Source organism: Kitasatospora sp. NPDC048239, assembly GCF_043202015.1.
Classification (GTDB): Bacteria; Actinomycetota; Actinomycetes; order Streptomycetales; family Streptomycetaceae; genus Kitasatospora.
Window position 1 is genome coordinate 1 of record NZ_JBICZP010000021.1, and the last position, 24,459, is coordinate 24,459.

Annotated in this window: 21 protein-coding genes; 9 read left to right on the forward strand and 12 right to left on the reverse strand. The window is 71.4% G+C overall.

Going from position 1 to position 24,459, the window contains the following annotated elements; genetic code table 11:
* Positions 1 to 598: DEAD/DEAH box helicase (locus tag ACGFZP_RS35545; protein ID WP_392940848.1), on the reverse strand; the 598-nt coding region annotated here is incomplete at its 3' end.
* Positions 599 to 965: 367 nt separating this feature from the next.
* Positions 966 to 1,169 (reverse strand): cold-shock protein, encoded by a 204-nt coding sequence (locus tag ACGFZP_RS35550; protein ID WP_030918248.1) that lies wholly within the window; start codon positions 1,167 to 1,169, stop codon positions 966 to 968.
* Positions 1,170 to 1,674: 505 nt separating this feature from the next.
* On the opposite strand from ACGFZP_RS35550, the gene ACGFZP_RS35555 reads away from it, so the two are divergent.
* Together ACGFZP_RS35555 and ACGFZP_RS35560 are read left to right on the forward strand one after the other, a co-directional pair.
* Positions 1,675 to 1,902, forward strand: a complete 228-nt coding sequence (locus ACGFZP_RS35555; protein WP_392940851.1) for a hypothetical protein — start codon at positions 1,675 to 1,677, stop codon at positions 1,900 to 1,902.
* A 428-nt stretch (positions 1,903 to 2,330) separates the two neighbouring features.
* Positions 2,331 to 2,687, forward strand: coding sequence for a polyprenyl synthetase family protein (locus ACGFZP_RS35560; protein ID WP_392940852.1), 357 nt, complete (start codon positions 2,331 to 2,333; stop codon positions 2,685 to 2,687).
* Between the two features lie 66 nt (positions 2,688 to 2,753).
* On the opposite strand, the gene ACGFZP_RS35565 is transcribed toward ACGFZP_RS35560, so the two are convergent.
* From ACGFZP_RS35565 to ACGFZP_RS35575, 3 genes are all read right to left on the reverse strand, one after another.
* The gene (locus tag ACGFZP_RS35565) at positions 2,754 to 2,972 is read right to left on the reverse strand and encodes a DUF397 domain-containing protein (RefSeq protein WP_392940854.1); all 219 of its coding nucleotides are present in this window, start codon (positions 2,970 to 2,972) and stop codon (positions 2,754 to 2,756) included.
* Between the two features lie 292 nt (positions 2,973 to 3,264).
* Complete coding sequence (locus ACGFZP_RS35570; protein ID WP_392940856.1) at positions 3,265 to 4,527, reverse strand: sensor histidine kinase; 1,263 nt, start codon at positions 4,525 to 4,527, stop codon at positions 3,265 to 3,267.
* A complete protein-coding gene (locus ACGFZP_RS35575) occupies positions 4,521 to 5,207 on the reverse strand; it encodes a response regulator transcription factor (RefSeq protein WP_392940858.1) in 687 nt (228 codons plus the stop codon). The genes ACGFZP_RS35570 and ACGFZP_RS35575 overlap by 7 nt, the downstream gene beginning before the upstream one ends.
* A gap of 319 nt (positions 5,208 to 5,526) precedes the next feature.
* On the opposite strand from ACGFZP_RS35575, the gene ACGFZP_RS35580 reads away from it, so the two are divergent.
* The 5 genes from ACGFZP_RS35580 to xerC all read left to right on the forward strand — a co-directional run bounded on the left by ACGFZP_RS35580 (position 5,527) and on the right by xerC (position 12,151).
* Positions 5,527 to 7,131 carry an alpha/beta hydrolase gene (locus ACGFZP_RS35580; protein WP_392940860.1) on the forward strand — a complete coding sequence of 535 codons (1,605 nt, stop codon included), beginning with the start codon at positions 5,527 to 5,529 and terminating at the stop codon, positions 7,129 to 7,131.
* Between the two features lie 67 nt (positions 7,132 to 7,198).
* A complete protein-coding gene (locus ACGFZP_RS35585) occupies positions 7,199 to 8,902 on the forward strand; it encodes a serine/threonine-protein kinase (protein WP_392940862.1) in 1,704 nt (567 codons plus the stop codon).
* A gap of 364 nt (positions 8,903 to 9,266) precedes the next feature.
* On the forward strand, positions 9,267 to 9,974 hold the full coding sequence (locus ACGFZP_RS35590; RefSeq protein ID WP_392940967.1) for a helix-turn-helix domain-containing protein: 708 nt from the start codon (positions 9,267 to 9,269) through the stop codon (positions 9,972 to 9,974).
* Positions 9,975 to 10,083: 109 nt separating this feature from the next.
* Positions 10,084 to 10,827: a tyrosine-type recombinase/integrase gene (locus ACGFZP_RS35595; protein WP_392940863.1), complete on the forward strand. Its 744-nt coding sequence runs from the start codon at positions 10,084 to 10,086 to the stop codon at positions 10,825 to 10,827.
* Positions 10,828 to 11,458: 631 nt separating this feature from the next.
* Positions 11,459 to 12,151 (forward strand): tyrosine recombinase XerC, encoded by a 693-nt coding sequence (xerC, locus tag ACGFZP_RS35600; RefSeq protein ID WP_392940864.1) that lies wholly within the window; start codon positions 11,459 to 11,461, stop codon positions 12,149 to 12,151.
* Between the two features lie 149 nt (positions 12,152 to 12,300).
* Here xerC and ACGFZP_RS35605 read toward each other — a convergent pair whose 3' ends face one another.
* Positions 12,301 to 12,483 (reverse strand): hypothetical protein, encoded by a 183-nt coding sequence (locus ACGFZP_RS35605; protein ID WP_392940866.1) that lies wholly within the window; start codon positions 12,481 to 12,483, stop codon positions 12,301 to 12,303.
* Positions 12,484 to 12,498: 15 nt separating this feature from the next.
* On the opposite strand from ACGFZP_RS35605, the gene ACGFZP_RS35610 reads away from it, so the two are divergent.
* Positions 12,499 to 12,702 (forward strand): hypothetical protein, encoded by a 204-nt coding sequence (locus tag ACGFZP_RS35610; RefSeq protein ID WP_392940867.1) that lies wholly within the window; start codon positions 12,499 to 12,501, stop codon positions 12,700 to 12,702.
* Between the two features lie 66 nt (positions 12,703 to 12,768).
* Here ACGFZP_RS35610 and ACGFZP_RS35615 read toward each other — a convergent pair whose 3' ends face one another.
* Positions 12,769 to 14,061, reverse strand: a complete 1,293-nt coding sequence (locus tag ACGFZP_RS35615; protein ID WP_392940868.1) for a hypothetical protein — start codon at positions 14,059 to 14,061, stop codon at positions 12,769 to 12,771.
* 49 nt (positions 14,062 to 14,110) lie between these two features.
* Complete coding sequence (locus ACGFZP_RS35620; RefSeq protein WP_392940870.1) at positions 14,111 to 16,348, reverse strand: hypothetical protein; 2,238 nt, start codon at positions 16,346 to 16,348, stop codon at positions 14,111 to 14,113.
* A gap of 200 nt (positions 16,349 to 16,548) precedes the next feature.
* Between ACGFZP_RS35620 and ACGFZP_RS35625 the strand changes: the two genes are divergently transcribed.
* Positions 16,549 to 18,081 carry a restriction endonuclease gene (locus ACGFZP_RS35625; protein ID WP_392940871.1) on the forward strand — a complete coding sequence of 511 codons (1,533 nt, stop codon included), beginning with the start codon at positions 16,549 to 16,551 and terminating at the stop codon, positions 18,079 to 18,081.
* 115 nt (positions 18,082 to 18,196) lie between these two features.
* Here the strand turns inward: ACGFZP_RS35625 and ACGFZP_RS35630 are convergent, their stop codons facing one another.
* The 4 genes from ACGFZP_RS35630 to ACGFZP_RS35645 all read right to left on the reverse strand — a co-directional run bounded on the left by ACGFZP_RS35630 (position 18,197) and on the right by ACGFZP_RS35645 (position 24,425).
* Positions 18,197 to 18,889, reverse strand: a complete 693-nt coding sequence (locus ACGFZP_RS35630; RefSeq protein WP_392940873.1) for an HNH endonuclease — start codon at positions 18,887 to 18,889, stop codon at positions 18,197 to 18,199.
* A gap of 343 nt (positions 18,890 to 19,232) precedes the next feature.
* Positions 19,233 to 21,674 (reverse strand): ricin-type beta-trefoil lectin domain protein, encoded by a 2,442-nt coding sequence (locus tag ACGFZP_RS35635; protein ID WP_392940875.1) that lies wholly within the window; start codon positions 21,672 to 21,674, stop codon positions 19,233 to 19,235.
* A 148-nt stretch (positions 21,675 to 21,822) separates the two neighbouring features.
* Positions 21,823 to 22,857 (reverse strand): ABC transporter permease, encoded by a 1,035-nt coding sequence (locus tag ACGFZP_RS35640; RefSeq protein ID WP_392940877.1) that lies wholly within the window; start codon positions 22,855 to 22,857, stop codon positions 21,823 to 21,825.
* Positions 22,854 to 24,425 (reverse strand): sugar ABC transporter ATP-binding protein, encoded by a 1,572-nt coding sequence (locus tag ACGFZP_RS35645; protein WP_392940878.1) that lies wholly within the window; start codon positions 24,423 to 24,425, stop codon positions 22,854 to 22,856. Before ACGFZP_RS35645 ends, ACGFZP_RS35640 begins: the two co-directional genes overlap by 4 nt.
* Positions 24,426 to 24,459 lie beyond the last annotated feature (34 nt).

The window sequence follows — 24,459 nt, forward strand, 5'->3', positions numbered from 1 at the left end:
TGAGCCGGCCGGGGGTGGCCACCACGACCTCTGCTCCGCGGTTCAGCGCCTGCGCCTGGCGGCCGATCGACATGCCGCCCACGACCGTCGCCATCCGCAGCCGAACCGCGTGGGCGAACGGGGTGAGGGCATCGGTGACCTGCTGGGCGAGCTCACGGGTGGGGACCAGCACCAGGGCCAGCGGCCGGCGCGGCTCGGCCTTCTGCCCGGCGGTCCTGGCCAGCACGGCGAGGCCGAACGCGATGGTCTTGCCGGAGCCGGTACGGCCACGTCCGAGGACGTCGCGGCCGGCCAGCGAGTTCGGCAGCGTGGCGGCCTGGATCGGGAACGGCGAGGTGACGCCCTGCCGGGTCAGCACCGACAGCAGCGCCTTCGGCATGTCCAGCTCGTCGAACGCCTCGACGGCCGGCAGCGCCGGGGTGGTGCTCACCGGCATCGCGAACTCGCCCTGAACGGAAGAGCCCTGACGGAAGCTCCGGCCACCGGTGGGCCGGTCGCCGTAGAAGGAGCTGCCGCCGGAGCGGGATCCGTAGGAGCGGGCGGGGGCCGAGGAGCGGGAGTTGGCGTTCTGGTACGGGGAGCGACTGGAGCGGTTCATACGAAACCTTCCTGGGACGGCACGTCGCGAGGCGACTCCGCAGCGCGGGGCGCCGGCAGGAGATCGCCAGGGAACGGGCCGAAAGTATGGGGAGCGGGGCGTGGACGGTGAAACCGTGCGGCACGTCACCTCAGGTCGACGCTCACCGCGGAGGGCGGGAGCGAAGAACCTCGAACCGTGGGTTGTCACGGCAGGGCGCCGATCCGGACGCGACGCTGTGCGTCTCGCGTGGGGATGGCCGCCGGTGGCGGAGTCAGGGGGCCTGAACGGCCGGGTAACGCGTGGTGGAGCAATGCCGAGGGGCCCGCACCGGGCATCATGTACGCGGTGCGGGCCCCTCGCTACCAGGCGGGTGCCGTGGCAGAAACTACAGCGGACGAATGTTCTCCGCCTGCGGGCCCTTCTGGCCCTGCGTGACGTCGAACTCGACCTTCTGGCCCTCGAGCAGCTCACGGAAGCCGTTGGCGTTGATGTTCGAGTAGTGGGCGAACACGTCAGGACCGCCACCCTCCTGCTCGATGAAGCCGAAGCCCTTTTCCGCGTTGAACCACTTCACAGTGCCATTAGCCATAAAAAAACTCCTTCAAGGGGCTGTCCGAAACCCGCACAGCGCGCGTTTCGAGTCGCCGCGATGAGCACCCACCCGGGGAAGAGCCGGGAAACAAAAAAGGCGCCTGCGATACATCAGCAGGCGCACACAAAGTTCATGGGAACCACTACTGCAACTAAAACGACTCTAGCAGGCCCCAGCCCGCCACGGGCGGATATTTCACCCCCGGTTCCGCGAGGCCCCTTCCCCCGGGCCGCCGATCGCGAGGCTCCGGGACCATCAACACACATGGAGAACAGCCTCGTTGAGCATGCCTCCCGCCCTGCCGGCGCCGCCGACTCCAGGGATGGAGAGGGCGGCCGACTCGGGCGCGGAGCGCCTGCCCTGGCCGCGAACAGCGAGGCGCCACGCCCGCCGGCGCCATCCAGGGGCCCGCTGGACAGCGCACGCGGCATTCCTGTCGAGCTCCGAAATTGAATGCGCCGGAAGGACCTGCTCTCGCGATTTCCGGCGCATACTGCAGGGAATGACGAAATCTGCAGCAGTCCGCCGCGTCCTGCCCACCAGCCCCTTCAAGGCCCGGATCGAAGCACCGCGCAAGCACTTCGCCGTCGGCGACCGCGTCACTCACGACCAGTACGGCCTCGGCCGGGCCATCGGCGTGGAAGGCGACAGCGAAATCGCGGTACTCGTCGACTTCGGATCGCGGCGGGAACGCATCACCCAGCCCTACGCCGCCATGTTCAAACTCTGACCCAGGACTCACGCGTCTCGTCCGAGCGCGCCGCACCACGCCTGGCGCGGAGACACCGCCGCGCGCCCTTGGATCACAACCACAGGCAGAACGGGGGCACCACCGCTCGGTGGCGCCCCCGTTCTGCCCGCCGCGCGAAAGCCGGACGCCCCGCGTCGCCCGGCCTGTATCCGCACGCATGCTCGGGCGCCTCATCGTGGACCTCCTCACCGCGTCGACGAGCAGACCGTCCGGCCGCAGCAGGGAGGCGTTTCTCGGGTACCCGGCCGGATCTCCGGCCCGGGAGTCCCGGCCAGGAGCCGACCGGGCCCGGCTCGAAGGCTGGGCCACCAACCGCCCGGATCGGCGGATTTCCGGGCCACCCGGATGACGTCGACACCGTCGTCAAGGCGGCGGCGAGCGCCACACAGCAATGCTCCCGTCGTTCGGTGCGTGACCTGCGGCCGCGCCAGGCCCTGCTGCCGACGCCGGCGGCCCCGGCGCGCCGATGGCGTGTGGCTGCGGTCCAGTCGAGTGGGCCTGTCACCGGCCCGGAGGAACTCGAGGCGTGCGCGGCGTACGCGAGTCCGCTGGGCAAGGCGTTCCAGCTGCTCGACGACCTGGAGGGCGTCCTGGCCGAGGGGGACGGGGGCGCCACGGCGGGGACGGATCCGAACGAGGGCAATTACACCGTCGGCCTGGCACTCGCCGCCGCCCGCTGCGGGACCTCTCAGCGGGCCCGTCTCGGGTGCCTCGTCGGCGACCGGGCTCTGAGCGTGGACCAGCTGGGGACGGTCTGGGAGTGACGCCCGCGCAGGCCCCGTGAAGGGCGTCGGCCGCGTGTAGCCGGCGCCCTTCACGGGGCATCAGCCCTACGGTTCGCCCGCCTCGATACCGCGGCGGAAGGCCGACCACTCGCCGGCCGTGAACCGTAGCGGCTCCTGCTCTGCGTTCTTGGAGTCGCGGAGCGTAACCCCACCGCCGGGGAGCTGGGCGGCCTCGACACAGTCGTCCTGCGCCGCCACGCTGCAGGAACTCTTCTCCCAAGCGGCCTGCGACACGTCCAGGGCGTACAGATCAGCCTTGCCCATCGGATCCTCCTCGTCGTCGGGCAGCCACCTGTCACCACCCGGCGAGGCGGGCGGGGAAGCGCCCCCGGCACAGAATTGACCAGGACATGCCACATTCGACACGGGTCGGCCCGCCGTCACCGCCGGCGCCGTGGGGCTTGCCGCCGAGGGCGACAGCGGCACCGCCCTTGCCACGAAGGCTTCTGATCTCCGACCACCAGCGAAATCCCTTGCACCGAACAAGGGAACGAAGCAGGTCAGGGCATGCGTGGTCGCGCAGTGGCCGCGCCCGGCCGGTCCCAGGAGGGTTGGCCTACTTCGTCCGGCGTGGCAGGCGGAGGGTGAAGCGGGCACCGCCGCGCGGGCTGGTGCCGACGTCGAGGGAGCCGCCGTGGGCCTGGGCGACCCAGGACGCGATGGACAGCCCGAGGCCGGTGGAGCCGGCGCCGCTCTGGAAACGCTGGAAGAGGGAGCCGGCCAGAGCCGGGGGGATGCCGGGGCCGGCGTCGTCGATGGTCACCGTTGCGTCGGCGGCCACGGTGACGTCGACCTCTGCGGGCAGGCCCGGGGCATGGCCGTGGAGGAGCGCGTTGCCGAGCAGATTGGCCACCGCGCGCCGGAGCAGCTCGGGATCGGCGAGCACGACGACCGGTTCGGTGTGGACGCTCACGCGGTGCTCGCCGGCTTCGATGTCATCGACGACTACCTCGACGAGCTGGTCCAGGCGTAGCGGCTGGCTGGCCAAGGTGGCGACACCGGCCATCAGCCGGGCCCGGGTGAGCAGGCCGTCGATCAGGTCGCCCATCCGGGACGCCAGGCGCACGGTCCGTTCGAGAGCGGCGGTGCGGTGCTCGTCGTCGCGCAGCGCGGTCTCCGCGAGGCCGCGCAGGGAGGCGGTGGGTGTGCGCAGGTCGTGGGCCGCGTCGGCGAGGAACTCCTCCTGTTGCTGCAGAGCCGTCAGCGCCGGCCGGATCGCCCGTCCGGAGAGCAGGTGTCCGGCCACAGCGGACAGGGTTACCAGGACCGCGCAGCCGGCCACCAGGAGCAGGGCCAGTTTGCGGTGCGCGGCCCGGTCGGCGGTGGTGTCGTCGACCGCGACCACGGCGCCGGCCGTCGACTGGCCGTCGGCTCCCGCGTAGGGCGCGGCGAGCAGCCGGATCTGGTGGCCGTTGTCGCCGCGTGCGTCGGCCACGACCGCCGATCCCTCCCGCATCGCTTCGGCGGCCACCGCTTCCAGGTCTTCGGTGTGGGCCCGGACGCAGGGCTTGCGCGGGGCGTAGGAGACGGTGGGCCGGTCGGCCGGACCGGCCACCACGGTCACCGGCGGGCAGTCGGTCTCCATCCCGTCCTGCAGGTACTGCGTGTCGAGCCGGTCGTCGTCCTCGTCGAAGTTCAGGAGCAGGATCGCCTGGCCGGTCTGTAGGGTGAGCGCGTCGTCGAGCCGGTCGCTCCAGGATTTGTCGTCGGTGCGGATGGCGAACGCCGCCAGGCCGATCAGTCCGATCGCGCTGGTGAGGGCGAACAGCGCGGTGAGTCGCCGGCGCAGTCGCCGGATCCGGGCCGCGGCCGTCAGCACCGGTCGCCCGCGCCGGTGCCGGGCGGTGCCAGCCGGTAACCCACGCCGCGGACCGTGTGGATCAGCGGCGGGTCGCCGAGCTTGCGGCGCAGCTGGGAGACCAGCACCTCGACGACGTTGGAGTTCGGCTCGGTCATCTCGTCCCAGCATTTCTCGATCAGGTCGGCGCGGGGTACGGCCTGGTCGGCCCGGGTCGCGAGCAGCTCCAGTACAGCGAACTCCTTGCGGGTCAGGAGCAGCAGCACGCCGTCCCGGTGCACCTGGCGGCGGGCGGTGTCGATCTCCAGGTCGGCGATGTGCTGCACCGGGGGCCGGACGGTGGCCGCCCGTCGGCACAGGCTGTGCACCCGGGCCGCCAGCTCGGGCACCGCGAACGGCTTGACCAGGTAGTCGTCGCCGCCGCTGGCGAACCCCTCGACGCGGTCGGCGACCGTGTCCCGGGCGGTGAGGAACAGTACCGGGACGGTCCGCCCGGCGCGGCGCAGCTCGCGCACGTACTCGACGGCGTCCCCGGAGGGCAGCATTCGGTCGAACACCGCACAGTCGTATCCGGTGACGAACAGCGCCTCGTCGGCGGCCGGCAGATCGGCCACCTCGTCGACGGCCAGCCCCTCGCTGCGCAGTGCGGCGGCCACGGCAAACCGCAGGTCATCGTCGTCTTCGACCACCAGTACTCGCACGGCGGCCAGGATAGCCCGAGGTGTGGCCCCGGGCCGCCCTCATCAAATCCTCAGCTTCGCTCGGCCATCATCTGTGAGGTCACAGCGGAGCGACCCGGCAGGAGCCGAACAGCGCGGCCGTTCGCCGGGAGTCGGCGGACCGGCCGCGGCGCCGTGAGACACCCCCGGGCGCGATCCCCCACGCGCCCGGGGGCTGCCACCGGCCCAGCGGATGGAGCCCTCGGCCCAGCCGCCCCGGGCCGCCGAGGTGGTGCCGACGCCGCCGGTCATCGCGGGCGCGGTGCGTCACAACCCTGCCAAGTCCCTCTGGAGTACTCCCATGAAGCACCCGACGAGCAAGCGAGCCGGCCTGATCCCGGCCCTGGCCGCACTCGGCGTGACGGCACTTGCCGGATGCCTCCCGGCGTACGGGGACACGGCTGCGGAGGGCGCCGACACGGGGCCGGCCGATGCCGTGCAGCAGAGCGCCCTGCAGACCTTCTACCGGCAGAAGCCGACCTGGACCACGTGCGGCGAGCTGCAGTGCGCCACGCTGACCGTCCCGATGGACTACGCGCACCCGGACACCGGCCAGACCTTCACCCTGCCGCTGGCCAAGTCCGTCACAGCGGACCCCGCCCAGCGCATCGGCTCCCTGGTCTTCAACCCCGGCGGACCGGGCGAATCCGGCGTCGAGCAGCTGAAGTCCGGCGGCCTCTCCTCCTTCGGCGAACGGGCCCGCGCCCGTTTCGACATCGTCAGCTTCGACCCGCGGGGCGTGGCCGGCAGCAAGCCGGCCGTCGACTGCGGCTCCTCCGACTCCGCCGACCAGGACCAACCCGCATCCGACGCCACCTCGACGAGCGTCTATCCGAAGACCGGTGCCGAACGCAGCGCCGCGCTCGCGGACGCCGAGAAGCAGGTCGCCGCCTGCAAGGCCCGCAGCGGAGCCATCCTGCCGCACGTCGGGACGCTGGACGCGGCCCGCGACCTGGACGTGCTGCGCGCGGCCCTCGGCGACGAGAAGCTCAGCTACCTCGGCTGGTCCTACGGCACCTACCTCGGCACCGTCTACGGCGAACTGTTCCCGCACCGGGTCCGCGCACTCGTCCTCGACGGCGCGGTCGACCCCTCACTCGACTGGTCCGAGGCCGCCCTCCAGCAGAGCAAGGCCTTCCGGAAGTCGGTGGACGACTACGCCCGGCAGTGCGCCACCGTGGTCCACGACGCCTGCCCCGCCACCACCCCGGAGGGCATCCACAAGGTGATCACCGACCTGCACCGGCGGACGGCCAAGCACCCGCTGCCCATCAAGGGCACCACCGAGCGGCTCGACCAGAACATGCTGCTCACCGCCCTCACCAAGTCGATGTACTCACCCGAGTCCCAGTGGCAGGACCTGTCCGAGGCGCTGCGCGCCGCGCGGGGCGGCGACGGGACGAAACTCGCCGAGATCGCCGGCCCCGGCATATCCGGCCAGAGCGACAGCACCGGCTCCGGGTCCGACCCGGGCAGCTCCGCCGAGCAGGCCCCCGACAACTCCTCCGTCGCCATCACCGCCGTCAACTGCCTCGACCAGCCGCACCCGATGGACCCGCAGCCCTACTGGGACCTGCTGGAGCGCGCCGACCAGCAGGCCGGAGACTTCGGCACCTCCACCGTGCTCGCCGAACTCACCTGCAAGGACTGGCCCGCCGGGAAGCAGCAGCCGCACCGCGTGAACGCCGAGGGCCTGCCCCCGGCCCTGGTCGTCGGCACCACCGGCGACCCGGCCACGCCCTACCAGTGGTCGCAGGGCCTCGCCGCCCAACTGCCCGGCGGCATGCTGCTCACCTTCAAGGGACCCGGCCACACCGCCTACGGCCGCAGCAACGCCTGCGTCAACGACGCCGTGGACGCCTACCTCATCGAACTCAAGCCGGTCCCGGGAGGGACGGTCTGCTGAACGGCCGGCACTCCCGTCGCGCCGCCCTCGCCCCCGCTCACCACTCGCACCACTGGAGACCTTCCACATGCCCGTCGACATGTCCCCGGCCTCCCTGCCCGCGTCAACACCCTTCCAGTCGCTACAGCCCGACGACCCGGGCGAAGTGGGCGGCTACCGGCTGCACGCCCGGCTCGGAGCAGGCGGAATGGGGCGGGTCTACCTGTCCTACACACCCGGTGGCCGGCCGGTGGCCCTCAAGACGGTCCGGCCGGAGTTCGCGCAGGACACGGAGTTCCGGTGGCGCTTCGCACAGGAGGTCGCCAACGCCCGGCGGATCCACGGGCTGTACACCGCCCAGGTGATCGACTCCGGAGCGGACGCCGACGTGCCCTGGCTGGCCACCGCGTACGTTCCGGGCCCGTCGCTGCAGCAGGTGGTCCGGGAACACGGCGCGCTGCCGGCGCGCACGGTCCTGCTGCTCATGGGCGGGATCGCGGAGGCACTGCAGGCGATCCACGGCGCCGGGGTGGTGCACCGGGATCTCAAGCCCGCCAACGTGCTGATCGCGGCCGACGGGCCGCGCGTGATCGACTTCGGAATCGCCCGCGCGGCCGACGCCGTCGCGCTGACCGGCACCGGCTTCCGGATCGGTTCCCCCGCCTTCATGGCGCCCGAGCAGGCCCTGGGTCGGCCGGCCACGCCCGCGACGGACGTCTTCGCGCTGGGCTCGCTGGCGGCGTACACCGCCGGCGGCACCCAGCCGTTCGGCGAGGGACCGGAGACCACCGTGCTGTACCGGGTGGTGAACGAGCAGCCGGACCTCGGCCGCGTCCCGGGCGACCTGCACGCGCTGCTGCTGCGCTGCCTGGCCAAGCAGCCCGAGGACCGGCCCACCCCCGCCGAGATCATCGAGGCCGCCCGCAACCACCCCGCCGTGGGCGGCGGGCTGCGCTTCGCCGACGACTGGCTGCCCACTCAGGTCAGCACCGACATCACCCGCCGCTCCGACCTGCCGCAGCACCCGCCCACCAAGGCCTCCCCCGACCTCGTTCCCACGACCGCCTTTCCCGACCTCCTTGCCCTCCTGGACCCGCCCGGCTCCTACAGCGCCCCGCAACCGGGGAACGAGGCGCCGACCGCCCTGCTACCCCCCTCACCTCCGGCCGTCGCCGATCCGGCGGTACCCACGGTGGACAAGCCCCGCCGCAAGGGCGCGACCCGGAAGACGGTGCTGCTGACGGCGCTGGTGGTGGCCGTCGGCGGCACGGTCGGCGGCGTGCTCCTGTCCGACAAGCTCGACCGGGTCCTCGCAGCCACGGGATCCGCCGACGACAGCCCGACGGCCAGCGACACCGGCCCGGCCACATCGGCACCGGCGGACGAAGGCCCGACGCCGACCAACCCGGCGAGCCCGGCCACGTACACCGCGGCATACACCGGCACGATCCTGACCGCACCCGACGACTCCTACGACTTCGACATCAAGACCGGCAAGCTGGTGCCCGCAGAGTCCACCCGGTGGTCCATAGGGCACAGCACCAACGAGTTCCTGATCCCGCCGGGAAGCGACGCCTCCATCGCCCCCAACGGCCGGCCCACCGCGACCGAGTGCTCGGCGGCCATCGACCTGCGACCGGCCATGGCCCTCGGCTTCGCCGATCTGCCGGCCGGACGAGCCTTCTGCGTACGCTCAAGCAGCACTCACGACCTCGCGATCGTGCGGGTGATGACCGTGACCGACAACGGTCCCGTGAAGGTCTCGATGGACTACTACCGCAGCGACAGCTGACCACCCGCTCCGACTAGCTCTGCCGGCGGCCCAGCCTCGTTCGGTCGTCCGCCACCGCGTAGCCGATCGAACGGGCGCGCTCGAGCATCGCCTCGGAGTCGGCCGCCGGATTGAGCGCACCGACTGTCCGAGGGTTCGGCGGGGCGCCAGCCAGGACCGCGTCGCCCTCCTGGTCGCGGCGCCGACAGCCTTGGGCCCGCCCCACAGCATCGAGTTCGAGGATCCCGAAGGACACGGGCATCGCTACCGGGCCACCTCCCCGGCCGCCGGGGTGCCGGGACCAGACGGCTGGCACCGGCCCCCGGAACGGCGGCCACCGCCCGGAAGAGCAGGTCTTCCCAGGTCAGAGCCGCCCGCCAGTATGATGCTCACTCACCTATCGGAGGGTCGGATAAGCCAGCCGGAGCCGCCGGCCCTGGGGCCGCTGCTGCGCGCGCACCGCCACGACGCCGGGTTGACCCTGGAGGAGCCGGCGGAGGAGTCAGGCGTCAGCGCCCGCGCCATCGGCGACATGGAGCGCGGCCACAGCTGCGGCCCCCAGGCCCGCACCGTCCAGCCCCTCGCCGTCGCCCTGGCACTCACCCGGGCCGCCACTGAGGAGTTGGTGGGCGCGGCCCGCGCGGGCCGACGGCGCCAGCAGGCCGCCGCGGCACCTGGCCCCTGCGAGCTGCCGCCCGCGGTACCCGACTTCACCGGCCGCGAGACCGAGACGGCCTGGCTCGGACGGAGCATCACCGCCCCGGCGGGTCGACCGGTCTCGATCGTCTCCGGCGCGCCCGGTCCGGGCAAGACCGCCCTGGTGGTGCACGCCGCGGCGCAGCTGGTCGGCCGGTTCGCGGACGGCTGCCTCTTCGTCGACCTGCGCGGTCTGGATGCCGAACCCGTCATGCCGCACGAGGCCCTGGCGCGTCTGCTGCGGGCGTTGGGCGTCCGCGAACGCGACCTGCCGGCCGAGACGGACGAGCGCCGCGTGCTCTATCGGCGCCTGATGCGGGAACGGGAGGCCCTCGTCGTCCTCGACAGCGCCGCCCACGAGGCCCAGGTGCGCGCCCCTACGTCGAACAGGACCTGATCCCCGCCCTCGGCACCATCCCCCTGATCGACCTCACCCGCCAGCACCTGACCGCCTACGTCACCGCCGAACTGCGCACGGGCCGCGGCAAGGCACCGTCCACCGGATCATGTCCACCCTCTCCAGCGCCCTCAGCACCGCCGTCTACGACGGCCGACTGGCCCGCAACCCCGCCAAACCCCCGACCCTCCCGCGCCCCACCTCCGCCCCCAGGCGCCTGTGGACCGAGGAGCAGACCGCCCGATTCCTGCGCTTCACCCACATCACCGACCCCCTCTACGCCGACCTCGCCGAACTCATGATCGGCTCCGGCATCCGCAAAGGCGAAGCACTCGCCCTGCACTGGGACGACGTCCACCTCCCCGACCGCGTCTTCTTCGTCCGCGCGACGCCCTCCGCCGTCGACAACAACCAGCTCCTGCTCACCACCCCGAAAACCAAGAGCAGCAGGATGTGGGTCGCACTCTCCGACCGCGTCGCCTCAGCCCTCGACGACCGCGCCGGCTACGTCTTCCACCGCCACGGCCGCCCCCTCCACCCAAAGAACGCCCTCGACCACTTCCACCTGCTCTGCGACAAGGCCCTGCGCCACCGCACCCTGTCGACCAGCGCCAACATCTACGCCCGCCGACCTGACACTCCTCGCCGCCCGCGCGGCCGTCGACGCCGTCGCCTGGACCCTCGACAATGCGGACCGCGCCGTCCTCGGACGCACCATCTGCCGCGCCCAGCGCCCCTGGCGCCAGCATCCACGCCCCACCGGCACCTGCCCGCATATCAGCAGACACGAACAGAAGAACCACCGGCGCCATGGCCGATGTGGCCCGGTGACCACCGTGCGACCACCAGCTGACCCAACAACAGAAAGAGACGGCACCTGGCTTCCCAAGTACCGTCTCTAACAGCCGACTTCACAGCCGGGACGACAGGATTTGAACCTGCGACCCCTTGACCCCCAATCAAGGGGTTCAACTATTGTCGGCAGAAGAGGCCTCAAGGCCTCGGCTTATTTGTTGCTCAACTACACTGGGGTACAAGTGAGTTGGGACTTCCGACGGAAGCGGCGACACAGAGAGCTGACAGTTGCTCAGTGTTTACTTCGTGCAGAAGTGTCCGCTTCGGACCATGGGCGCCCATAGGCGCTCATCGGGTGTGGTCCCAAAGTGGTCCCCAGGCCGAGCGCCCCGCCACAGCTACTGCTTGTGATCGAGACCTGTCGACCCTTCAGCAAGCGGCGTCGTACCTGCCCGACTGCCCCTGCGTCGACGCCGTCAGCCGGCCCGCGGGGCCCGGTCCTGCGGGCGGATCATGGTCGCTTACCCACCGGTTGCGCATAGTGATCTTCCGGGCGGTGTGTCGTCTTGAGCGTGTCGTCGCCGTGTGGTTGTGACTACTTCGCGCACCGCCTCTCACGCTCTGCCGCCACGCCCGACCGGGCAGCGACTCTTGGTCCCAGATCACCCGATCGGGAGAAGGGGAAGCTCATGGGACAGCGTGCGCGGCGGGGTCGGGTCTACCGGCGGTGCGGGTGTACGGACGAGCACCGCAAGCAGCTGGGTCCGTGGTGCGTGCGGCTGCTGGGGGAGGCGGGTCACGGGTCGTGGACGTACTGCGTCGACCTCGCTCCGGAAGACGGGAGGCGAAGGACCCGTCGACGGGGCGGGTTCACCAGCCGGGCCGAGGCGGCCCGCGAGATGGCCGCGGTGCTGGACGGTGAGTTGCGCGGGGTCTACGAGAACCGCCGCACCACCGTCGCGAGCTACCTGCGCGAATGGCTCGCCACGAGAAAGCCGCACCTCGCGCCAAACACGTACGCCGGCTACGCCGCGTGCGTCGAGCGCGACCTCATCCCCGCCTTCGGCCACCTCTGGCTCCTCGACCTGCGCCCGGAACACATCGACGACTGGGTCACCGCCCAGCTGGAGGCCAAGCGCGGGCGCGTCACCGTCTACCGGGCCGTGTCCACCCTTCGCAACGCACTCAACGCCGCCGTGCGCTCCTGGCGCCTGCGCTACAACCCGGCCAAGCACTCGGTGCCGCCCAAGCCCCGCGCAGCCGAGCGAACCTGCTGGACCCCCGAGCAGGCCGCGACCTTCCTGCAGCACGGTGTGGAGCAGTACGCGGACCAGCTGACCGATCTGTTCGAGGTCATGCTCGGCACCGGCATGGAGCGGTGAGGTTCTCGCCCTGCACTGGTCGGACGTCCACCTCATGGACCGCAAGCTGTTCGTCCGCTGGACCCTGGCCGCGATCGACAACGGGAGGATTCACCTCCGGGAGCCGAAGACCGAGGCCAGCCGGGCCTGGATCAGCCTCTCCCCCAGGGTCATGCCCCCCCCACCGCCAGGCCGCGATCCAGATGGCCGCCCACCCGGACGGTCGGCTCGCGGGCCTGGTTTTCGGCCGCCCGGGCGGGACGCCGTTGCGGCCCCAGTGGGTCCTCGACTAGCTCCGGAAGCGCACCGCCGAACTCGACCTGCCCAGGATCGGCCTGCATGATCTTCGCCACACCGCGGCCAGTATCATGATCGCGGAGAACATCCCCGTCGCCGTCATCTCCAAGACCTTGCGGCACTCCACCATCGCCACCACGATCAACCTCTACGGTCACCTCCTCAAGGACTCCGCCGACCAGGCTGTGCTCGCGTTGGCCCAGGCTCTCGACCGGGCCGCCGCCGGGCGGAGTCCGGTCCCCGGGCCTGGTGAGGTCCTGCGGCGGGCGGCGTAGCCGCGCGTGGGAGGGCTTCCGTAGTGCGGCTTGGTCGGGGTGGGGCGTCTTTGGCCGTGCCTCCGGTCAGAGACGCCCGAGCGTGGCGTCGGCAGCTGGGGCCTCGTGCTCGTCGGAGTCCGGGCGGAGCATGTCGAGGAGGTCGTGAGCTGCCCAGTCGGGGAGGGTCATCGCCGGCGGGACCGGCAGCCGGGCTTCGCGCAGGAGGGATCCCTCCTTGAAGACGGCTTCGGTGATCCAGGCGAAGATGTCGTCGTCGAGGAGGTCGGGGTGGGTAGCCGCGGTGTCGGCCAGATGCTCGGTGTCGGGGAAGACCGCGGACACTGCGGCGGGGACGCTGCCGTTGGTCGCCGCGCGGGCGACGGCGCGGCGGGCGGCGGTCTCGTACCAGCCGGATCCCCACCATTCGCCGACGGACTCGGTGCGGGAGCCGTGGAGGGTGAGCATGCGCAGGACGGCTTCGGGGCCGAGCGTCTCGTCGGCTTGCTGCCAGAGGTCGATCTCGCGGTGGACGGAGGCGAGGACGGGTGTCCAGCCCTCTTCGAAAGTGCCGGCGAGGGCCTGTCCGTCGGCGAGTCGTCGGGTGGGCGCGGTGAGGGCGAGTCGTACGGCCGGCCAGTCGACACCCTCGGGGTAGACGTGGGGCATGACGGCGCGGGTGGCGGCGATGTTGGCGCGGGCCATGGCGATGTCGTCGATCTTGAAGTGCCACTCCTCGACGTCGCTCTCCCGACGCCAGCACCATTCCGCGATGCCGCGGGCCGCCGCCGACGGAACCGGGTCCGGAACGATCAGCGGGTAGGTACGCAGCCCGTCACCCAGGCGCCATGAGAACTCCTCGCCCAGCGCGGCGACGGCCTCACGCCCGCCGCCGTCGCACCGGTGCCGGCCGATCGCGTCGTGGACGGTAGCCGCCCACAACTGCACGACCAGATCGTGGCACAGATCCCGGGCTTGCTCGGGAACGTGGACGCGGGTGGCGTCGAGAAGTCCGGCTTCGGCGAATGCGCGGCGTGCGGCCTCGGCCTTGGCGGCCTGGGTGGGGTGGGTGCTCAGGTCGATGGTGAGTGGTTGGTCGAGTGGGCACAGCGGGGGCAGGCCGTCGTCCCAGTCCCAGTGCTCGGTCGGGTCGTCGATGGTGAGCCGGGCGTCAGCGGGATTCCAGATGACGCTGATGTGGAAGTTCGAGCGGGAGAACTCCCGGTAGAGCGGACCGGCGCCGGACTCGTCGTCCTCGTCCGTGTCGTCCCAGAGTTCGCCCTCCGTCCAGCCGGCCCGGCGGAGCGGTGCGGTGAGCCGGGCGAGCAACCGAGGACCGGTGGCGTGCGGCGACAGGGTCTCGCGCGGTGTGCTGGTCATGGGCGGCCTGTTCAATGCGGTCGGGTACGGGGTGCTGCGCGGTTGGCTGTCACGGGGTGTCGCGGCCAGCTGCTTCGGCCTTCGCCTGCAGCTCGTGGACGATGCGCCGCCAGCGCCGCGCTCCGCTCGTGTACCAGTGGTCCTCGCCAGCGGGGCGCCAGTCGGCGAGTTCACGGAGCTGCCGGGTGATCGTCTCGATGTCGAGGCGGTCGTGGCCGCCTCGGCCGGGGTCGAGTTCCTGGGCGATGTCGTGGAGCCGGTGGGCGGCGCGGTAGTAGGACAACTGGGTGTCAGTCAGGCGGCGGATGGCATAGCCCTGGCACTTGCTGCACCAGTCGTATTCGTCGTTGTCGAGCAGGTCGGTGACGGTCAGCAGATCGTCGCCGGCGACGACGCCGCGTTCCCTGGAGTGTGGGCAGAACGGCGAGTGGCCCTTGCCCTGGATCCGGGGGTCGGCGTTGGTCGTGTAGACCTGTACGTCGGCGAGGACGCCGAGCGGGATGCCGCCGCCGCTGCGCCAGCGGTCGGCGTCCGGGGCTTCGAACGGCTCGAGGTCCAGGTTCTCGGCGTGGGCCAGCAGCCCCAGCCACACCGGGTGGGGCAGGGTGCGGGATCGGCCGTGGTCGTCGTACCCGCCGTCCAGTGTCCGCAGGTCCCGCACGCCGCGGGCCATGGCGAGCAGACGCAGGTTGCGTTCCGCGTCCTGGTGCTCGTACGCGAGCCAGGCTGCCCGTGTGGCTCCCTGCGCCAGGCCGAGGTCCTCGCCGAAGAGCGGGTCGTGCGCACTGCGCGGGTACTGCGGCCAGAGGCTTTCACGGTCTTCGGGCCTGGGGCCGACCTCGCGGGCCCATGGTTCGATCACGTCGGCGGGGAGGTCCGCTGCGCCGGCGAGGAGGAAGCACTGCCATCCGCCGGCCAGGCGCTTCTCAATCACCGGCAGGGGCAGGACCTCGGTACCACCGTCCGTCGACAAGACGATGTACAGCTCGTCCGCGGCGGTGGCGCGCATCGAACGCAGCAGCCGCAGATGATCCGCGGTGAGCGGCTGGCGCTCGCGGACCGGGGTGTCGTCGAAGATCCCGGGCCGGATCGGGTTCGCCGAGGGTGCGGGCGTGGTGGGGGTCGGCCTGTCCTGGTGGGCTTGGCAGTCGAGGCGGTGGGAGCAGGACAGGAGCCGGTCGGCGATGAGCCGGGGCACGCGCAGGGTGAGGGTTCGGCCCGCCCAGTCGGCGTCGGCGAGGTAGCTGATCAGGACGCCGGTCGTCCAGTCGTCGAGGTCGCGGAGGAAGCCGTGCTCGCGCCAGGGCGGCGCTGTGTCCTCCTTGACTTCGGGCAGCCGCACGGTCACCCACCCCAGCGTGGCGGGCTCTGCGGAGGCGGCCACGTGCCGAGCCTGGTCCTCCCAGGAGGCGACGAGTTCGTCGACCGCGGCGCGGGTTGCGGCGTAGCCCTTCCTGTTGGGGCGGATGCCACGGGTGGGGCCGTAGCCGAGGTAGGTACGCGCGCTGGGCCCCTCCCAACCGCGTCCGGCCTTGTCCTGCCACTCGTGCCAGAGCGCCTTCAGCTGTGTGTCGACTTCCTTGTCGGTGCCGATCGCGCTGAACGCCGCTTCATCGCTGGGGAGTTCGGGTTCCTCCATGGCTGCCGCAGCGGCGGCTGCCATGAGCCCTTCGGGGTCGACGAACAGCACAGCCTGGGCCCGCAGGGCCTCCAGGTACTGCTGCTTCACGGCGAGCTTCGGCTCTGCCCACTGCGCCAGCCAGGGGAACAGGGTGACTGCGGCCTGGGCCAGGTGGAGGCTCGTGGCAGCTGCACGCCAGGTGGACAGCACGCTGTCCCGCAGACGCTTCGCCTCGTCGCGCGCCTCCCAGTCCTCCTCGTCCGGCTCCTCGTCGTCCTCTGAGGCGGCGGCCGGCTCGACGGGCTCGGTGCGCAGCAGGTCGGCGGCTGCCTGGACCTCGTCCGGCTCCCAGCAGTCGTCGGGGTCCGGTCCCGTGTAGCTCTGCAGCTGGTACAGCAGCCCGACACCGCCGAGCGCCCGCAGGAAGATGCCGAGCCCGGTCTCCGGCCGCGCCCACGCGCCCACCTGCACGCAGCGCGAGCACATCCGGCCGATCGTGTCCGCATTCAGCGGCACCTGGGTCGTCGCGATGTCACGGCTGCGCAGCTGGGTACACGTCGTCGTGGCGTGGAGCTTGGCGTTCTTGCCCTTGGCCGAGTAGACGGTGACGGGCGTGCCCTCGAAGGGGCCGAGCGGGATGTCGGCGGTCAGTGAGTTGTCGAGCACGTAACTCCCCTATCGGTCTCGGCTTGTGAGCCTAATCGGGGGTACTGACAGCCGGGCCCGGAACCGTCGCGGTGTGGCCGCGGCTGCCATCTGCCTGGTGCTCGGGCGCGGTTTCCTGTGCTCGGCGGCGGCGATTCGGTGCCGTCACCCGTGGGTAGTGCTGGCGCAGGGATCCGGTCCCTCGGGGTCGGCTCCGGCCGGTGGCGCAGACGTGGGAAGGGGATTCGGTGGCGCGGCGCAGGACGGTGGCGGAGTTGCTGGCGGAGGCCTACCTCGCGAAGCAGCAGGCGAAGGCAGCGCAGGCGGGCACGACCCAGCCCGCCAAGTCGGCATCGCCGCCGGCGGCGCGTCCGCGCAAGCCCCGCAGGCCCGACCCCGAGGCGGAGCGCGCACGGCTGCTGGCCGCGGGCGAGAAGATCCTCAGCCGCGAGGACGATGCCCGTGCCAGACAGGCGAGGAAGGTGGAAGCCGACCTGGCCAAGCGGCAGGCCGCCCGCGCCAGGGAGGCGAAGGCCGATGAGCGCGCCCGGGAGCGCGCCGAGCGGGAGCAGCACCGGCTCGACCGCGAGGCGCACAAGCAGCAACTGAAGGACGAGACCGAACAGCGCACTGAGCAGGTGGTGGCGGTGCGGGCGGAGTTGGCGGGGGTGCTTCGCAATCGTCCGGTGGGGCTAGAGGATTGGCATCCGGTGGTGGAGCAGGCGCTGGCGCACGACGGCGCGATGGGTGTGGCAGAAGTGGTGGAGGACCTGCTGCGTCGCTCGCCGGTTCCTGAGGGGTGCCGTGAGTCCGCCGCGGTCGGCTACTACCCCGAGGCCGGCCAGCTGTGTATCAACATCGGTCTGCCCTCCCTTGCCGTGGTTCCGGACGTCGCGGCCTACCGGTTCGTGGCCCAGCGTCTGGAGGTCGTCCGCCAACTGGTGAAGGAGGCCGAGCTGCACCAGTCCTACCGCACTCTCGTCGCCCGGCTGGCCCTGCGGGCGCTCGACGAGGTGTTCACCGTGACCCCGCCGGACCTGGTGGACGAGGTGCTGCTGAACGGTTTCGTGGCGACGACCGATCGGTCCACCGGGCGAGCGGTCCGGCCGTGCGTGGTGAGCGTGGTGGCGCGGCGTGAGGACTTCGCCGAATTGGTGCTGGACGAGCCGACGTTGGATCCGCAGTTGTGCCTGCGTGCCTTGGGGGCGGTGGTCTCCCAGCACCCGCACGACCTGGAGCCGGTCCCGCCGATCGTCGAGTTCGACCCGCAGCGTTTCAAGCTCGCCAAGGACGTGGGCGCGGTGGCCGGTCTGGACAGCCGGACGGACTTGCTGACGATGGACCCGTACGCGTTCGAGCGGCTCGTGCGTGAGCTGTTCGAGGCCATGGGGTACGAGACCTGGCGGACCCAGAACTCGCGTGACGACGGGTTGGACGCGGCCGCGGTCAAGCGCGACGGCGGCGGGGTGACGGTGGTCGCTGTCCAGGCAAAGCGCACCAAGAACGCCGTCCCGGTGGAGACCGTGCGTGCCCTGCTCGGCGCCGTGGAGCTCACCAACGCCTCTCGCGGTGTCCTGGTGACCACCTCGTGGTTCGGCAAGGCGAGCTATGACACTGCGGCCGGCAAGGGCGAGCGCCTCCACCTGCTCGACGGCCGTGAGCTGAAGTCCCTCCTCCTGGAGCACCTGGGGGTCGACGCCTTGATCGGCCTGCCGAAACTTCCTCGCGGCTGGCAGGCGAACACGGCGAACTGACCGGCTCCCGGCGGGGTTCGGGGACCGGCCTCGCGGCCGGGCCACCGCCCCGAGGCCGTGCGGGCTCGCAACGCCGCACTCGGGTCCGAACGGTGACTGGCCTTCCCGCGGTGTCCTACCGGATGAGCAGGGCCGTTCGGAGCACGGGTTCGCGGAGACGGGTAAGGAGCTCGGGGTCGTCGAAGAGGATCTCGGCGGCGGGGTCGAGCGCTTGGTGCAGCATGGCCTGGACGACGTCGGCTATCGGCTGTTCGTTGACGACCGCGGCCCAGCGGGCGGCGTCGTCATGGTCGCCCTTGGCGGTGGCGGTGGCCCACAGGGCGACACAGGCCTTGGTGACGCGGTAGGCGTTCACCCTGCCCTTGGCCAGCAAGCCTCGGTTCAGGTCAAACAGGTCGATGGTGGCCCGGCCCCTGGGGGTCAGCGGGTGGTACTGGCCGACCGCCAGGACAAGCCGCAGGTGCGGTGTCGGGTCCTCGGCCGTGGGGGCGATGAGCAGCGGCTTCCCGCCGGGGTCGAGCGGGAAGACGGCCTTCTTGAGGTGGCTGTTGCACAGCGAGCAGGCGAGGACGTGGTTGGTCCAGTCGAAAGCGCGCATCGGATCCCGGTCGATGGGATCGAAGTGGTCGATGTCGGTGCCCTGGTTGTCCCCGCAGTACATGCACCGCTCGCGTCCGGCCGCCATGTCCCCAAGAAGGCTGCGAAGCGGCGCGTGCACGTGCCGCCGCACCGTGGTGTGCTTCCAGAGCTCTCGCGCCCGAGTCGCGGGCCTCTCGGCGAGCACGATCTTGCAGGTGCACTCGGCCATGCTGGAGCGCGGTGGCTCCGTCAGGGGGGCCGGCGGACACGGATCACGCGACGTGCCCGGTCAGGGCGTGCAGGCGGGCGGCGACCTCATCCACTCGGGCGGCCGGTCAGTGTTCGCTTCAGCTGCCGGTAGCGCTCCCACTCCTCCTCGCTCGCCCCACCGGCCATGATCTTCATCTCCAGCGCTACCACGAGCGCCCGGGCCTCGTCCGCGCGCTGCGAGTACGGGGTGTCATCGTCACCGCAGGCTCTTGCTTTCTCTTGCTCTGACGTGGTGAACGCCGGACCGGCCCCGGTCGACCGCGGGGAGGTGCGGTCGACCGGGGCCGGCGGGAGGGGATGCGTCAGGCGGGAAGGCTCCACTTCTGGTTGGGGCCGCCGTCGCAGTCCCAGATGTCGAGCCGGGTGCCATTGGCGGTGTCGAAGGTGGGGTCGTCCAGGCAGCGTCCGGACTGGAGGCCCTTCAGGGTGCCGTCCGGCTGGGGCGACCACTGCTGGTTGGCGCCGCCGTTGCAGTCCCAGAGCTCGACGGGTGAGCCGTTGGCCGTGGCCTGGCCGGTGACGTCCAGGCACTTGCCGTTGTGCGTGAGGTTCCTGCCGTCGAGAGTCCAGACCTGGGAGGAGCCGCCGGTGCAGTCCCACAGCTGGACCCGGGCGCCGTTCAGGCTGGAGTCCTGGTCGACGTCCACGCACTTGCCGGCGGCAGCCCCCGAAGTGATGGGGCCGGTGGGCATCGGGGGCGCTGTGCCCGGGGTGAGGGCGAAGTTGTCGAACTGCTGGGTCCGGTAGCCTCCGGTGCCCAGGCCGAGGCCCGCCAGGCCGGTGGAGAACGACGCGTCGGTGGCCCGGCCGACCTCCTGACCGCCGACGCTCGCGATCAGGGTCGAGCCCTGCAGGGTGAACGCGAGGCCGGTCCAGTTGTTCAGGCCGGGGGCCGTGGTGGTCCCGGTGGCGAGGGTGGTGAAGTTCCAGCTGGTGTCGCTCTTGAGGATCGACCACGTGCCGGTGTCGGAGAGCCGCAGGTGGTAGGCGTTGAGGCCGTTGTTGTTGTGGCCCTGCTGGCCGATCCGGCCGAGCAGTTCGACCGTCCCGGGCTGCTCGAACATGACGTCCGAGGCGACGGTGTAGTTCTGCCAGCTGCGCTCACCCATGATCGTGTACGGGGAGTTGAACGGCTCGTCGGTCCAGCGCATCGGCACGGTGGGGGCCATCTGCCGCAGGCAGGTCCCGGTCCGGCCGCCGCCGCAGGCCACCGCCTTGAAGGCGCCGTTCATGTCGGCGAAGTACTTCGGCGAGGTGGTCGCCGCGGGCGTCTCGAAGGCGTCCGCGTACGGGAGCGACAGCGAGCCGGCCGGCGGGGAGACCGCGGTGCCCTTGCCCTGCCCGGTGGTGGTGGTCACGGTGTAGACGTAACCGGGCTGCAGCGTCAGGGAGTAGCGGCCGCCGCCGGTCACGGACGGGTCCGCCTGCTGGACGAACCAGTCGCTGCTGGTGTTGGAGCGCACGTTGGTCGCCCACACGTGGACCCGACCGGTGGGCAGGCCGCCGGTGACGCTGAAGTTCACGGTCTGCGCCGCGGTGGCGTCCATGGTCTCGATGACGGTGGAGTACGCCTTGTTGTCGGCCGACTTCAGGGTCGCGTAGCTGCCGTTGGTGCGCTTGTTGCCGAGGTAGTTGCTGGCGGTGTCGATGTAGTGCCAGCCGGGCTTGGTGAACTGGGTGGTCTGTGCAGTGACCCAGGCGGTCTTGCCGATGGTGTAGTTGCCGGACCACGGCTGGTTGGCGAGCGCCATGCCGTCGGTGGAGAACTCGAGGTTGCCGTAGAGCGCGGCGACGACCGGCCAGTTGACGAAGGCGGTGAACCGGGAGTCGATGTATCCGCGGTTGATGCCGCGGGCCACCGAGCTCGCTCCGTTCTGGTAGTCCTCGGAGCCGTTCTCGCTCGCCCAGATCGGCTTGCCGAGGGTCTGGGCCTTGTCGATCGAGGCGGAGTCGGCGGCGGGCTTGCAGTTGCTGAAGTCGCTGTTGTAGCCACAGGGGTAGTGCACACCGACGACGTCGACGGCGTTGCGGAAGGCGGCGTCGTTGGTCAACTGGTCGACGACCCGGTAGCCGAACTGGTCGGGGGCGACGACCTTCACCGAGCCGTAGCCGCCGGCGACGAGCTTGTTCTTCAGGCCCACGTACCACTGGGGGTCGGCGTCGTGCTCGTTCCAGCCGCCGAGGTAGTCGATGGTGAGGTTGTGCTGCCGGGCGCAGCCGAGCCACGAGAGCAGGTAGTCGTGCATCTTCGGGGTGTAGACGGTGTTGCTGGTGGTGCTGTTGTCGTTGACCCAGCCGGGTGCGCCCCAGGACAGCGCGGCCAGCTTGATGTCGGGGTTGCGGGCCTTGGCCTGCTCCATCATGGTCCACTCGTAGCCCTGGTTGCAGTCCACGGTGTCGGCGGTGTGCATGTGGCTGGCCTCGGCGCCGTCGGTGGAGTTGGTGTCGCCGCCGATCTCCACCTTGAGGATCTGCAGCGAGGCGCCGTAGCCGGGCTTGAACAGGTAGTCCAGCACCTGGCCGCGCTGCGGTTCGGGGTAGTCCGCAAGCAGTCGGGAGTTGCCGCCGCCGCCGGAGATCGCTCCGATGCCGTCGAAGACCCGCCCCGGCTTGGCGCCGTCGATGCTGATCGTCGTCGAGGCGGCGGCCTGCGCGGGGGTGGTCGCCGCCGCGCCGGTGAGCGTGGCGAGCGTCAGGGTGAGGGCGGCAAGCAGGGTGGTGGGTGGGCGTGATCGCCAGGTCATACCAGCTCCTCGTGGGGTGGTGGGGGATCCGTGCGGCTCGGACGGACCGTCCGAGGGTCGTGGGTGCGTGCGGGCGCAGCCGGCGCGTTTTCGCACGGCGCGGTGCGGGCCATCTGGGCGACGCGGCTCGGGGCCCGAGGGCGGCTGGTCAGGCGGGGAGGCCTACGGCGCGTTCGCCGCTGCGGCGCTGCTGGACGACGACGGCGACGACCAGCAGGGTGCCCTGGGCGACGTTCTGCCAGAAGGAGTTGATGCCTTCGACGGTCAGTCCGTTCTCCAGGCAACCGAGGAGGGCGACGGCGAGGAGGGTGCCGCCGATGGTGCCCTTGCCGCCCTTGAGGGCGCAGCCGCCGAGGGCGGCGGCGGTGATGGCCTTGAGTTCGAGGCCTTCGCTGCCGGAGGTGGGCTGGCCGGAGCCTGTGCGGGCGGTGAGCAGGATTCCGGCGACGGCGGCGACGGTACCGATCAGGCCGTAGACGGCGACCAGGTATTTGTTGATGTTGATGCCGGCGAGGCGGGCGGCGGTGTCGTTGCCGCCGATGGCGTAGACGTTGCGGCCGATGTCGGTCCGGGTGAGCAGCACGTGCACGGCGACCGCGACGACGATGAGGATCCAGACCATGACCGGCAGTCCGGCGATCTTGCCGCGGCCGAGGAAGACGAACACGTCGTTGTTGAGGACGTAGCCCTGGGCGCGGCCGTCGGAGACGAGCTGGGCGAGGCCCTTGTACGCGGCGAGGCCGGCCAGGGTGGCGATGGTGGGGTTGACCCGGCCGTAGACGATGATCGCGCCGTTGAGCAGGCCGATCAGCAGGCCGAGGCCGATCGCGGCGGCCATGCCGGCGAAGGCGTTGGAGCCGGTCGAGGTGAAGGCCATCGCGGAGACCACGGAGGCGACGCCGGCCTGGGAGCCGACGGAGATGTCGAGGCCGCCGCAGATGATGACGACGGTCTGGACGACGGCGAGCAGGCCGGTGATGGTGGCGGCCTCGGCGATGACCTGCATGTTGTTCAGGCTGAGGTAGTTGTCGTTCAGCACGCCGAAGAGGGTGAGAACCAGGACGAGTGCGCCGATCAGGCTGAGGTTCTGGCCGCCGATGGCGGCGAGGGCCGTGGAGGGCGACGCGGCGGTGCGCCGGGCGGGTTCCTGCGCGGTCGTCAGCGGCTTGGTGGTGGTGCTCATGACGGTGCTCCAGCAGAAGTCGCGCCGACGATGTCGTCGGCCATGGCGAGGGCGAGGATGGCCTCCTCGGTGGCGTTCTGGTGGCTCAGCTCGCCGGTGACCCGGCCGTTCTGCATCACCACGACCCGGTCGGCCAGGCCGAGGAGTTCGGGCAGTTCGGAGGAGATGACCAGCAGGGCGACGCCCTGTTCAGCGAGGTCGGCGATGATCTGGTAGATCTCGGCCTTGGCGCCGATGTCGATGCCGCGGGTGGGCTCGTCGAGGATCAGGACCTTGGGCTTGCGGGCGAGCCAGCGGGCGAGAACGACCTTCTGCTGGTTGCCGCCGGAGAGCTTGCGGACCTCCTGCTCGATCGAAGGGGTGCGCACCCGCAGCCGGTCCGCGTACTCCTGGGCGAGTTCGCGCTCGGCGGCGCGCCGGACGAAGCGCAGTCGGCGCAGCCGTTCCAGGCTGACCAGCGAGGTGTTGTCGCGGATCGAGCGGTGCAGGAACAGCGCCTGGGCCTTGCGCTCCTCGGGGGCGAGGCCCAGGCCGGCCCGGATCACCGCACCGGGGTTGCCGGAGGGCAGCGGCTGCCCGTCCAGGGTGACGGTGCCGGAGCGGACGGGGAGGTCGCCGGCGAGGGCGAGGGCGAGTTCGGAGCGGCCGGCGCCGATCAGGCCGGCCAACCCGACCACCTCCCCGGCGTGGATCCGCAGGCTGACGTCGCGGACCTCGTCGGTGGTCACCCGGTCCACGTCCAGGACCGGCCGGTCGGTGGCGGTGCGGCGGCGGGAGAACAGCGCGGACAGGTCGCGGCCGACCATCAGCCGGACGATCTCGCTCTCGGTGGTGAATTGGGCGTCCTGGACGCCGGCCAGCTCGCCGTCGCGGAGCACCGCGATCCGGTCGGCGAGTTGGAAGATCTCCTGCATCCGGTGGGAGACGTAGATGACGGCGACGCCGTCGTCGCGCAGGCGCCGGATCAGCCGGAACAGAGCGTCGACCTCGTGGTCCGACAGCGAGGAGGTGGGTTCGTCGAAGGCGATCACCTTGGCCTCGCCGGTGAGCGCCCGCATGATCTCCACCAGCTGCCGCTGCGCGGGCGTCAGGTGCGAGCCGAGCAGGTCGGGGTCGAGGACGTCGGCGAAGCCGAGTCGGTCAAGGTCTGCGGTGATCCGGCGGCGCAGTTCGGCGCGGTCGAGGCGGCGGCCGGCCCGGCGGGGCAGGGTGCCGGCGTAGACGTTCTCGGCGACCGAGACGTGCGGGATGATCTCCGGCTCCTGCGGGATGATCCGGATGCCGGCGGCCCGGGCGTCGGCGGGCGAGGCGAGGTCGAGCCGCCGGCCGTCGAGGGTCACCTGGCCCTCGGTCGGCTGGTGGTCGCCGGTGAGGATCTTCAGCAGGGTGGACTTGCCGGCGCCGTTCTCCCCCATCAGGGCGGTGATCCGGCCGGCGGGGAAGTCGAGGGTGACCCCGCCGAGGGCCTGCACCGGGCCGAAGCGCTTGGTCAGGCCGTGCACGGCGGCGCCCTCGTCGGTGGCGCCTGGGGGGCGGGGGTCGGGAGTCGAGTAGCGTGCTGTGCTCATGGCGGGGTCACCTCGGGTGGGGTCGTGTCGCTGG

Bases quoted from the DNA above. Each gene is read 5' to 3' on its own strand.
- ACGFZP_RS35595 (WP_392940863.1), top strand. From the start codon at position 10,084: ATGTCCACCCTCTCCAGCGCCCTCAGCACCGCCGTCTACGACGGCCGA.
- ACGFZP_RS35555 (WP_392940851.1), top strand. From the start codon at position 1,675: ATGACGAAATCTGCAGCAGTCCGCCGCGTCCTGCCCACCAGCCCCTTC.
- ACGFZP_RS35615 (WP_392940868.1), bottom strand. From the start codon at position 14,061: ATGACCAGCACACCGCGCGAGACCCTGTCGCCGCACGCCACCGGTCCT.
- ACGFZP_RS35580 (WP_392940860.1), top strand. From the start codon at position 5,527: ATGAAGCACCCGACGAGCAAGCGAGCCGGCCTGATCCCGGCCCTGGCC.
- ACGFZP_RS35640 (WP_392940877.1), bottom strand. From the start codon at position 22,857: ATGAGCACCACCACCAAGCCGCTGACGACCGCGCAGGAACCCGCCCGG.
- ACGFZP_RS35610 (WP_392940867.1), top strand. From the start codon at position 12,499: ATGATCGCGGAGAACATCCCCGTCGCCGTCATCTCCAAGACCTTGCGG.
- xerC (WP_392940864.1), top strand. From the start codon at position 11,459: ATGGGACAGCGTGCGCGGCGGGGTCGGGTCTACCGGCGGTGCGGGTGT.
- ACGFZP_RS35635 (WP_392940875.1), bottom strand. From the start codon at position 21,674: ATGACCTGGCGATCACGCCCACCCACCACCCTGCTTGCCGCCCTCACC.
- ACGFZP_RS35645 (WP_392940878.1), bottom strand. From the start codon at position 24,425: ATGAGCACAGCACGCTACTCGACTCCCGACCCCCGCCCCCCAGGCGCC.
- ACGFZP_RS35565 (WP_392940854.1), bottom strand. From the start codon at position 2,972: ATGGGCAAGGCTGATCTGTACGCCCTGGACGTGTCGCAGGCCGCTTGG.
- ACGFZP_RS35585 (WP_392940862.1), top strand. From the start codon at position 7,199: ATGCCCGTCGACATGTCCCCGGCCTCCCTGCCCGCGTCAACACCCTTC.
- ACGFZP_RS35630 (WP_392940873.1), bottom strand. From the start codon at position 18,889: ATGGCCGAGTGCACCTGCAAGATCGTGCTCGCCGAGAGGCCCGCGACT.
- ACGFZP_RS35590 (WP_392940967.1), top strand. From the start codon at position 9,267: ATGCTCACTCACCTATCGGAGGGTCGGATAAGCCAGCCGGAGCCGCCG.
- ACGFZP_RS35550 (WP_030918248.1), bottom strand. From the start codon at position 1,169: ATGGCTAATGGCACTGTGAAGTGGTTCAACGCGGAAAAGGGCTTCGGC.